Annotated in this window: 8 protein-coding genes and 1 riboswitch; all 8 genes read right to left on the reverse strand. The window is 39.3% G+C overall.

Annotated features, from left to right (window positions below; genetic code table 11):
• On the reverse strand, positions 1-2,499 hold a 2,499-nt coding region (metH, locus tag ABIQ28_RS11040), incomplete at its 3' end, for a methionine synthase (RefSeq protein ID WP_348037242.1).
• Positions 2,500-2,682: 183 nt separating this feature from the next.
• Positions 2,683-3,684 carry a homocysteine S-methyltransferase family protein gene (locus ABIQ28_RS11045; RefSeq protein ID WP_348037244.1) on the reverse strand — a complete coding sequence of 334 codons (1,002 nt, stop codon included), beginning with the start codon at positions 3,682-3,684 and terminating at the stop codon, positions 2,683-2,685.
• Between the two features lie 51 nt (positions 3,685-3,735).
• Positions 3,736-3,872, reverse strand: a riboswitch (SAM riboswitch).
• 55 nt (positions 3,873-3,927) lie between these two features.
• A complete protein-coding gene (gene cysM, locus ABIQ28_RS11050) occupies positions 3,928-4,815 on the reverse strand; it encodes a cysteine synthase CysM (RefSeq protein WP_348037256.1) in 888 nt (295 codons plus the stop codon).
• On the reverse strand, positions 4,815-5,576 hold the full coding sequence (gene epsC, locus ABIQ28_RS11055; RefSeq protein WP_348037246.1) for a serine O-acetyltransferase EpsC: 762 nt from the start codon (positions 5,574-5,576) through the stop codon (positions 4,815-4,817). Before epsC ends, cysM begins: the two co-directional genes overlap by 1 nt.
• A 119-nt stretch (positions 5,577-5,695) precedes the next feature.
• On the reverse strand, positions 5,696-6,868 hold the full coding sequence (locus tag ABIQ28_RS11060) for an aminotransferase class I/II-fold pyridoxal phosphate-dependent enzyme (RefSeq protein ID WP_348037248.1): 1,173 nt from the start codon (positions 6,866-6,868) through the stop codon (positions 5,696-5,698).
• 66 nt (positions 6,869-6,934) lie between these two features.
• On the reverse strand, positions 6,935-10,330 hold the full coding sequence (gene thrA, locus ABIQ28_RS11065; RefSeq protein WP_348037250.1) for a bifunctional aspartate kinase/homoserine dehydrogenase I: 3,396 nt from the start codon (positions 10,328-10,330) through the stop codon (positions 6,935-6,937).
• Positions 10,331-10,783 carry an OsmC family protein gene (locus ABIQ28_RS11070; protein WP_348037252.1) on the reverse strand — a complete coding sequence of 151 codons (453 nt, stop codon included), beginning with the start codon at positions 10,781-10,783 and terminating at the stop codon, positions 10,331-10,333.
• A gap of 14 nt (positions 10,784-10,797) precedes the next feature.
• Positions 10,798-11,328: PLP-dependent transferase (locus tag ABIQ28_RS11075; RefSeq protein ID WP_348037254.1), on the reverse strand; the 531-nt coding region annotated here is incomplete at its 5' end.

The following is an 11,328-nucleotide window of genomic DNA, read 5'->3' on the forward strand; positions in this document are numbered from 1 at the left end:
TTCTTTGACCTGCATTAATTTCCAAATGGTTTTTTTCTCCAAATGGTCAGGACAAGCAGGATATCCCGGCGCTGGACGAATGCCTTTATAACTTTCTTTTATCAATTCGTCATTGGACAAATTCTCATTGGAGTCATAACCCCAGTGAATTGTTCTCACTTCTTTATGCAAATATTCTGCGAAGGCTTCAGCAAGTCGGTCGGCAATGGCCTTGATCATAATGGAGTTATAATCGTCTAACTTTTCTTCAAAATCCTTTGCCAACTCTGCCGTTCCAAAACCTGTAGTCACAGCAAAACACCCCATATAATCCTGCTTTCCAGAATCTTTTGGCGCTATAAAATCGGATAAGGCAAAATTTGGGATGCCTTCACGTTTATCGAGTTGCTGACGAAGCGTTAAAAAGGTAGCTTTCACATTCCCTGATTCATCATAAATCTCCACATCATCATCATTTACGGTATTCGCAGGGAACAATCCAAAAATAGCTTTTGCTCCCAACAGTTTTCCCTCTATCACTATTTTCAGCAAGGCTTTAGCATCTGCAAATAACTCAACAGCTTGTTCGCCTACAACCTCATCGGTTAGGATATCAGGATATTTCCCATGTAAATCCCAACTTCTAAAAAACGGACTCCAATCGATAAAATCCACCAATTTTGAAAGGTCAAAATCTTGAATAATCTGAATACCCAATTGGTTGGGTTTGACAATTTCTGAAGTATTCCAATCAATTTTAAATTTCCGTTTCCGAGCTTCTTCAATCGTCACAAAATTCTTGGTCTTGCCACGTTTTAAAAACTGCTCACGGAATTTCTCATATTCTTCACGAATCTGTTCTTTATAAACCTGATTGTCCTTTTTAAGTAAATTCCCTACTACGGTTACCGCTCTTGAAGCATCGTTGACATGCACAACAGTATGGGCATAATTTGGCGCAATCTTCACGGCGGAGTGCGCTCGTGAGGTGGTCGCACCTCCAATAAGCAAAGGAATAGTGATGTTTTTCTTTTCCATTTCTTTGGACACATACACCATTTCATCCAAGGAAGGTGTGATGAGTCCACTCAATCCAATGATATCTACATTTTCCCTGATCGCAGTTTCGATGATTTTTTCTGGTGGCACCATCACGCCCAAATCTATGATTTCGTAGTTATTACAACCTAAAACCACGCTGACGATATTTTTACCTATATCATGCACATCACCTTTTACCGTGGCCATTAACACACGACCAGCAAAGGCTTGCTTGCCATCTTTTTCGGCTTCAATAAATGGTTGAAGATAAGCGACGGCTCTTTTCATCACGCGCGCCGATTTTACCACTTGCGGTAAGAACATTTTTCCACTTCCAAACAAATCGCCAACCACACTCATCCCAATCATTAAATGACCTTCAATGACTTCAATAGGTTTTTGACTTTCTTGACGTGCTTGTTCGACATCTTCAATAATAAAGGTTTCGATACCTTTTACTAAAGCGTGCGTAATGCGTTCTTGAAGTGGATCATTTCGCCATTCTTGCACAGTTTTTTCAGTTACGGACAAGTCGCGACTTGTCCTTACTGTTTCGGCAAAATCCAACAAACGCTCGGTGGCATCCTCTCTTCTGTTGAACAATACATCTTCAACATGCTCCAATAAATCTTTCGGAATTTCATCATAAATCTCCAACATGGTTGGATTGACAATTCCCATCGTCATACCATGCTGAATGGCATGATATAAAAATGAGGAGTTAATGGCTTCACGAACCACATCATTCCCTCTAAAAGAAAAGGACACGTTGCTCACACCGCCAGAAACATTCGCATATGGTAAGTTTTCACGAATCCATTTGGTGGCATTGAAAAAGTCCAAAGCATTCAAACGGTGCTCTTCCATTCCTGTAGCCACAGGGAAAATATTGGGATCAAAAATGATGTCCTGAGCTGGAAAGTGGACAATGTCCACCAATATTCTATAGGAGCGCTCACATATCTCAATTCGGCGTTGATAAGTATCGGCTTGTCCGTCTTCATCAAATGCCATGACAATCACAGCCGCACCATAACGTTTTACCAATTTAGCGTGATGAATAAAAGTGGCTTCGCCTTCCTTTAAACTGATGGAGTTAACCACCGATTTCCCTTGCACAACTTTTAAGCCCGCTTCAATGATTTCCCATTTGGAACTATCAATCATGATCGGTAACTTGGCAATATCTGGCTCAGAGGCAATCAAATTCAAAAATTTGGTCATAGCAAAAACGCCATCCAACATGCCTTCATCCATATTGACGTCGATGATTTGGGCACCGCCTTCCACCTGATCACGCGCTACATCTAAGGCTTCACTGTACTTTTCGTCTTTTATAAGACGTAAAAACTTACGTGATCCTGTGACGTTGGTGCGCTCGCCGACGTTTATAAAATTACTCTCAGGAGTGACTATTAATGGCTCGAGACCTGAAAGTGTTAAGTATTTGTTTTGTTTCTTCATTTTCTTTCTATTCATAAGATTTAGCTTCGCTGAAACTAAAGAGTTCCATCTTTCACAGGAACTTTTCAAGACCTAAAGGTGTTAAGAATTATTCATTTTGATCTTTTAAAACAACCCTTCCGTCTTCATCCCGATTTCGCGGGATGAATTCACCTTCCCTTCATTTCGACAAGCTCAATGCAAGAGGGAAGGAATTATTTACGCTAGCACATTGACTCGTCGTGGTTTATAATTCTTAGCGGTATCCGCAATCAGCTTTATATGCTCTGGCGTCGTACCGCAACAACCGCCAATGATATTGATCAAACCATCTTTGAGGTATTCTTCTATCAGCACGTTCATTTCTTTTGCTGTTTGCTCATACTCTCCAAAAGCATTTGGCAAGCCCGCATTGGGATGCGCAGAAGTATAAAATTCGGTTTCGTTGGATAAACGTTGTAAATAAGGTTGTAATTGGTCAGCTCCAAGCGCACAATTAAATCCGACGCTTAATAAAGGAATATGGGAAACGGACATCAAAAAAGCTTCAACAGTTTGCCCAGAAAGTGTTCGTCCTGAGGCATCGGTAATCGTTCCGGAAACCATGATGGGAATGTCAATATTTCGGTCTTCTTTGACTTCTTCGATCGCAAATAAAGCGGCTTTTGCATTTAAGGTATCAAAGATAGTTTCTACCAAAAGCAGATCAACACCACCGTCAATCAAAGCTTCCACTTGCTGTTTGTAAGCAATGCGCAATTCGTCAAACGTAATGGCACGAAATTCCGGCTTATTAACGTCTGGCGATAGACTTGCAGTTTTGTTCGTTGGTCCAATACTTCCCGCCACAAAACGTGGTTTTTCAGGATTGGCTTTGGTAAACTCATCTGCAATTTGTTTGGCAATTTTAGCGGATTCAAAATTCAGTTCGTAAACCAAATGCTCCATATTATAATCTGCCATGGCAATGGTAGTACCGGAAAATGTATTAGTTTCCACAATATCAGCACCGGCTTCAAAATATTGACGATGTATATCAGCAATAGCTTGTGGCTGCGTCAATGACAATAAATCATTATTGCCTTTAAGCGAACTTGGATAATCTTTGAAACGCTCCCCGCGAAAATCTTCTTCCGAAAAATTATAGCGTTGTAGCATAGTGCCCATGGCGCCATCTAAAACTAAAATACGATGTTGTAATAAATTTTGTAAATCTGACATTTTGTAAAAAAAATAAAAATGTCATCAGGAAAGTGAGAGGAAAATACACTTTGGTTATCTGTCTAAATCCTGAAATAACTTCAGAATAAAGTAGAATTTAGCACCTTCTTAAAGATTCCTGTCTACGCAGGAATTAAGGGTTGCTAAGGCTTCAATGGGTCTAATCCCTCTGCCTTTCGTGATAACAAATATTAATAATAAGAACTTAGGCGAATTTAGGTCATAAAAAATGGTTCACCAACTTTAATCAAATAAATTTGAAGATAAATAACGGTCCCCAATATCGCAAATAATGGCGACAATAACTGCGTGGTCTAATTTTTCAGCAATTTTCAGAGCCGCTGCCACGCAACCGCCACTGCTCATTCCCGCAAAAACACCTTCTTCCTTAGCTAATCTGTTAGTCATGAGCTTTGCCTCCTCTTCGCTCACTTCAATAATTTCATCTACTTTAGACCGGTCAAAAATTTTGGGCAGATAAGCTTCAGGCCATTTTCTAATCCCTGGTATTTTTGCCCCATCTTTTGGTTGTGCACCAACAATGTTGATATTTTTATTATGCTCTTTCAAAAAGGTGGAAACCCCCATGATGGTTCCAGTCGTTCCCATCGCGGATACAAAATGTGTGATTTCGCCATTGGTATCTCGCCATATTTCAGGCCCTGTAGTTTTGTAATGAGCTTTCCAATTGTCGTCATTAGCAAATTGATTCAGCATAAAGTAACCTTTATCATGCTCCAATTGCTCCGCGAGATCGCGAGAGCCTTCAATACCTTCATCAGCCGAAGTCAAAATCAGTTCGGCCCCATAAGCACGCATCGTTTTAATGCGCTCTTCCGTAGAGTTTTCCGGCATAATCAAAACCATTTTCAACTCCAATAATTGAGCAATAAATGCTAAGGCTATTCCCGTATTCCCACTAGTGGCTTCCACCAAAGTATCGCCCTTTTTTATCTCACCACGTTTCAAGGCTTCAGAAATCATGTTAAAAGCAGCTCGATCCTTGACGCTTCCGCCAGGGTTTTTTCCTTCCAACTTCAGGAATAAGCGCACTCCGTTTTTTGAAATTAAGTTTTTAACTTCAATGAGTGGTGTGTTTCCAATTTGATCGATTATTGATTGACTTCTAATCATTTGTTGCGCGTACTAATTTGTATTTCGGTTTGATAGGTGACTAAGGAATTTGCAGGAATAGATTGGGTTATCCAAACATTGGCTCCAATAATACTATTCGCACCGATTACAATATCTCCGCCTAATATGGTTGCATTGGCATAAATAGTGACATTATCTTCAATAGTTGGGTGTCGTTTTGTTGCTGACAAACTTTTTTTAATTTGAAGGCCACCCAAGGTCACACCTTGATAGATTTTTACGTTGTTTTTGATGATTGCAGTTTCGCCGATGACAATCCCAGTACCGTGATCGATATAAAACGAATCACCGATGGTTGCTCCAGGATGAATATCAATACCAGTTAACCCGTGAACATGCTCGCTCATCATCCGAGAAATAACAAATGATTTCAGATTGTATAAAGCATGACTTAATCTATGGATGGCAATGGCATGAAAACCTGGATAAGCCAAATAGACTTCTGTTAAATTCTTTGCCGCTGGATCTCCTTGCAGTATAGCAAGCGCATCTAAATCAAGCTTTTCTCGAATACTGGTAAACTGGCTTTCAAATTGACGCCATAATGCTTCTCCATGATCTAATTGAAGTTTTGAGGTAATCTCAAGAAATGTATCCTCAACAAACTGACTTTTATGCTCTCGATATTCCTCATCGAATAGCATATAAAAAAGAGCTTTGCTAAAGGTTTCTACAGTATCTTTTAGACAAATATTATAACTCGTAAATGAATTTCGATAATTAGATGTTGCGCTCATACCTTCAATATTACGCATTATTAAGGAGTAGCAAAAAGATATTAAAGTAAAATTAACAAGAAAACTCCAACTTAAAAGAACGTCATTACAAAAAGACTCTCTTAAATTCCTTGATGATATTAAGCGCTCTCAAGTGCCTGTTTTAAATCAGCAATAATATCATCAACATGCTCCAATCCAACTGAAATCCGAACTAATCCATCAGAAATTCCAGTTTCCAAACGGTCAGCTTCGCTCAATTTGCTATGGGTTGTACTTGCAGGATGCGTGGCTATGGAACGTGTATCGCCCAAATTGGCAGAAAGCGATAACATTTTCAAATGATTCAGAAATTGACGGCCCGCTTCCATGCCGCCTTTCACTTCAAAGGCCACAACATTGCCACCTTGTTTCATTTGTTTTTTGGCCAACTCATATTGTGGATGCGATTTTAAGAATGGATATTTCACCAAAGCAACCTTATCATGAGCTTCCAAAAACTCAGCAACTTTAAGTGCATTTTCACAATGTCTATCGACGCGAACTCCTAAGGTTTCTAAACTTTTTGAAAGAATCCAAGCGTTGAATGGCGATAAGGCTGGCCCAGTATTTCTTGAAAACAAATAAATTTCTCGCATTAAATCCGCTCTGCCAACAGTCACGCCTCCAAGAACACGGCCTTGCCCATCAATCAATTTTGTAGCCGAATGAATAACCAAGTCCGCACCAAATTTTATAGGGTTTTGCAGATAAGGCGTTGCAAAACAATTGTCAATAATGAAGATAAGATTGTGCTTTTTGGCAATTTTCCCCAATAATTCTAAATCTAAGATATCCACGGCGGGATTTGTCGGACTTTCCACAAACAAAATCTTGGTGTTCGGCTGAATAAGGCTTTCGAGGTGATCGATCTCCTCGACTTTAAAATAACTGGTTTCTATATCCCATTTTGGTAGAAACTTGGTAAATAAAGTGTGGGTTGAACCAAAAACACTTCGTGCCGACACAATATGATCGCCCGCATTAAGTAAAGCGGCGAAGGTTGAAAATACCGCAGCCATTCCTGTTGCAAACGCATAACCACTTTCCGCAATTTCAAGCTTGCACATTTTATCGACAAATTCGGAAGTATTCGGGTTTGTAAACCGGCTATAGATATTACGTTCCTTTTCTTCAGCGAAAGACGCGCGCATATCTTCGGCATCTTCAAAAATAAAACTGGAAGTTAAATGTAAGGGCGTGGAATGTTCCATGAATTCTGAACGTTCCATTTGCATTCTGATGGCGTCGGTTTCGAATTTGTAATTGCTCATCGATTATTTTTTAAGACCTGTCAGGTTTTGAAAACCTGACAGGTCTGGCCTGAAAGTGGCTCTTTTCTAATTAATATGTTTTGATAATCTTAAGATATCTCCAAAAACGCCTCTAGCGGTCACTTCTGCTCCGGCACCTGCACCTTGAATCACGATAGGTTGCTCGCCATAGGACTCTGTGAAAATTTCGAAAATAGCATCGGAACCTTTGATATGACCTAAAGTACTATCAAAAGGAATGGACACTAATTTGACCTCCAAATTTCCTTTGTCCTGTGACAAATCGCCCGACAAATCGCCAACATAACGCAATACATGACCTTCTTTCTGTTGGTCTTTTATCGCTTGGAACTTTTCATCCAAAACATCTAATTGCTTTAAAAATTCAGAAGTTGGAATTTCTCTATAAGCTTCTGGAATAAGGTTTTCCACAGAAATATCCTCAAACTCATTTTGCAAATCGAGCTCTCTTGCTAAAATCAACAGTTTCCGTGCGACATCATTTCCTGAGAAATCCTCACGAGGATCTGGTTCTGTAAATCCTTTATCAATCGTCTCCTGAATAATCGTGCTAAACAATTGATCCTGAACCGAAAAATTATTGAACAAATAACTTAAAGTTCCAGAGAAAACACCACGAATACGTGTGATATTCTCGCCCGATTCATGCAATAACTTAATCGTATCAATCAATGGCAAACCTGCGCCTACGGTAGTTTCATACAAATAACTCTTTTGGTTATCGTCCAAATTTCGTCTGAGTTCGGTATAGAAATCGTGTGAAATCGTGTTTGCTATTTTATTGGAAGACACCAAGTCAAATCCAGCTTCCACCAACGGAATATAATTTTGATAAAACTCCGAACTTGCCGTATTGTCCACCGCAATTAGGTTTTCTAAATGATGGGTTTTTGCAAAGTCCATAATATCTTGAAGGGCATAGCCTTTCGGGGTGTTTTCTAAAGCGTTCTGCCAATCAGAATCGGCACCTTTTTTATTTAATAGCACTTGTTTTGAATTGGCAATTGCAAAAATATTCAAACTGATACCTTTTCGCTTTTCGATATCGGCCTTCGATTTTAGAATTTGGTTGATTAAAGCACCACCAACTCCGCCATGTCCAAAAATCGCAATATTTATTTTCTTGGAAATTCCGAAGACTTCGCCATGAATCACGTTTACCGCTTTATGAAGCTGATTTTTTCTGACCACCAAACTTACGTTTCGGCCCGTAACCGTATTATTGAATAATAACGGGGTAATCTGATTTTTTATCAACGCATTGAATGGCTTATGAAACGAGCCTAACTCAATTCCGATAATCGAAATTACGGACACGTCATCAATTACGCTAATTTTACTCACGTCTTGTGAGTAAAAGTCATTTTCAAACTCACGCTCCAAAGCAATTACGGCTTGGGTTGCCTTATCGGCATCAATGACCAAACCAATGCCACGCTCGGAAGAACCTTGCGAAACAATGCTTACGCTAATATTATGTTGGCTTAAGGCTTTAAAAATTCGAGCATCGACACCAACTTTCCCTAGCAATCCGCGGCCTTCAAAGTTGATCAACGCCACATTGTCCAAAATGGAAAGCGAGGTCACTTCCTTCGTATTTGCTTTGGCAGAAATTAAAGTGCCTTCATCATCAGGATTAAAGGTGTTTAAAATCCGAAGTTTGATGTTTTTCTCTAATAATGGAATGATGGTTTTAGCATGTAAAACGTTCGTTCCAAAGTTGGCAAGCTCATTGGCTTCAGCAAAAGATAATTCGCGAATTTTTTGAGCATCGGCCACCAAATCAGGATTGGCCGTATAAATTCCGTTGACGTGCGTAAAGTTTTGAAGCTCTTCAGCATCTAAATAATTCGCCAATAAAGAAGCGGAATAATTACTCCCGTTTCTACCTAATAAGGTCGTTTCATTTTTAGAATTCGACCCAATAAAACCTGTAACCACATTCACTGTGGTGCCATTGAAATTCTTGAAATGTGCCAAAACATTTTCACGAGACGCTTTTTCAACAGGTTGTGCATTCAGATAATCGCCTTCTGTTTTAATCAATGTAGTCGCATTGGTTGCATTGGCATTGATATGCTCAGCTTTCAGTAAGGCTGTAATCAATTTAGACGAAATGATTTCGCCAGCGGCCAAAACCTCAGCTTTTATTTTATCGCTGTAATCGCCCAAAAGCGCTACGCCTTTGAATATATTTTCCAACGCTGAAAACTCAGGTGTAAAATCAACAGATTTTAACGGTTCAGATTGATATGTTTTGAACGCTTCAAAATCATCTTGATAAGCTTCTCGATGCGATGCTTTGGTCAAAAGAGCTTCCAATTCATCCGTAGCATTCCCACGTGCCGAAACAACAACGGCAATTTTTTCATGGTCTTCTACTTTTTTCTTTATGATAGATAGGGTTCGTTGTAAACCTTCGCCATTGGCCAAAGATTTCCCCCCAAATTTTAATATTTTCATTTTTTTATGTGCTGTATCTGGTCTAAAAATGGGTTCAATGATTTTTTCTAATTGATCAAATTCAATTAAAAACGCATCGTGACCGTGATCGGAATTGATTTCACTATAGGTTACATTCGGATGGATTAAGGCCAATTGCTTTTGAGTTTCGCGATTTTCTTCCGCCGTAAAAAACAAATCTGAATCGACGCCAACAATGGTAATATTTGAATTGATCGCATTTAAAATGTTAGGATCGTCTCCATTATTTTTGGTAACATCAATGGTTTTCAGCAACTGATTCATCAATTTATAAGCCGATAACTGAAAACGTTCCTGTAATTTATTGCCGTGGTGCAACAACCAACTCTCTACATTAAATATTTCCGAATCGTCCTTTTTACTGCGTTGAAAACGTTCCTTAAAAGATTTTGGCGTTCTGTAGCACAACATGGCGTGCATTCTGGCATCGTGAACTGGATTACTGGAATTGACTAAAAATTGTTCCTGAATTTGACAATTGGCAATCAACCAATCGGTCGATTTCCAATCGGTTGCTACAGGAATAAGGTGTTCTGCTAAAGTTGGTGCTAAAAACGCCATTTCCCAAGCAATTCCACCGCCCAACGAACCACCAATCAAGGCGAAAACTTTCGTGATTTTAAGCTCTTTCAAGCCTTCTAAAAATAATTTGGCAATATCTCTGGCTATGAAATCTTTGTAATTCTCAACAGTAAAACCGTCATAGCCATTCCCTGGAATGTTGAATGACAAAATGGTATACACATTGGTGTCAATCACTTTATCAGCGCCAATAAGATCCAGCCACCAACCACCTTCGCCGGCCACATTGCTATTACCGGTCAACGCATGGTTGACCAACACAATCGGTGCCGTGCCTAAAGGTTTACCAAAAAGTTGGTAAGACAATTTTATAACAATTGTCTTACCACTTTCTAAGGTATAATTCGGAATTTGGATGTAATTTAATTGTGACATCTATTGAACTGCATATTGTTTTTCCACACTCACCTTTACAGGCGTAATGTTGGTTAAATTATCTTTTACTGGACATCTATCTTGAACAATTCGCAGCCATTCGGCTAATTTTTCAATAGAAGCATCGGTCTCAGGAATTAACTTTAAATCTATTTCCTTAAAACCTGCTCTTTCAGCATTTGAAACTCCAAATAATTTATCAGGATTAATGTTTCCTGACACTTCTATATGTAATTTCTTAATTGAGAATCCCAATTCTTTCGCTACCAAATGCCCAACTACGTTGACACAGCCTGCTAAACCAGCCAAAATATATTCAACCAGATTTGCATTTTCATCAGTACCTCCTAAACCTTCAGGTTCATCTACCACCAGTTTAAACTGTCTGGTTTTGGCAATAAATTTGGCCTCAGAAGCACTGTGTCCTTTTACACTAAATGTTAATTCGCTCATGATTTAGGGGTTTATTAGTTAGCTGAATTCTGCAAAACAGATTCACTAACTAGTTTAAACGCCTGTTTTAAATCAGCTTTTAAATCGTCGATATCCTCTAGACCGACCGACAAACGAATTAAATCTTTTGTAACTCCAGTAAGTTCCTGAGCTTCGTCCGGCAACTGTTGGTGCGTGGTGCTTGCTGGATGAATGATGAGTGATTTGGTATCGCCGATATTAGCGAGCAATGAGAACAACTTGGTTTCATCTGCAATTATTTTAGCCGCTTCATAACCTCCAGTAACACCGAAAGTAACCAAGCCACTTTTGCCTTCCGGCAGATATTGATCAGCCAACGCTTTATAAGGACTTGATTCCAAACCTGGATAATTTACCCAAGTGACTTCCTCTTGCTCTTGAAGCCATTTGGCCAATTCCAAAGCATTTTTACTGTGTTGTTTGATACGTAATTCTAAAGTTTCCAAACCTTGAATGATTTGAAACGCATTAAATGGACTTAACGCCGATCCGTAATCACGAAGACCTTCCACACGAACTTTTGC

The organism is Gelidibacter sp. (genome assembly GCF_039916245.1).
In the GTDB taxonomy this organism is placed as follows: domain Bacteria; phylum Bacteroidota; class Bacteroidia; order Flavobacteriales; family Flavobacteriaceae; genus Gelidibacter.

Coding starts and splice junctions, on each gene's coding strand:
- ABIQ28_RS11045 (WP_348037244.1), bottom strand. CDS start 3,684: ATGTCAGATTTACAAAATTTATTACAACATCGTATTTTAGTTTTAGAT.
- epsC (WP_348037246.1), bottom strand. CDS start 5,576: ATGAGCGCAACATCTAATTATCGAAATTCATTTACGAGTTATAATATT.
- ABIQ28_RS11070 (WP_348037252.1), bottom strand. CDS start 10,783: ATGAGCGAATTAACATTTAGTGTAAAAGGACACAGTGCTTCTGAGGCC.
- thrA (WP_348037250.1), bottom strand. CDS start 10,330: ATGTCACAATTAAATTACATCCAAATTCCGAATTATACCTTAGAAAGT.
- ABIQ28_RS11060 (WP_348037248.1), bottom strand. CDS start 6,868: ATGAGCAATTACAAATTCGAAACCGACGCCATCAGAATGCAAATGGAA.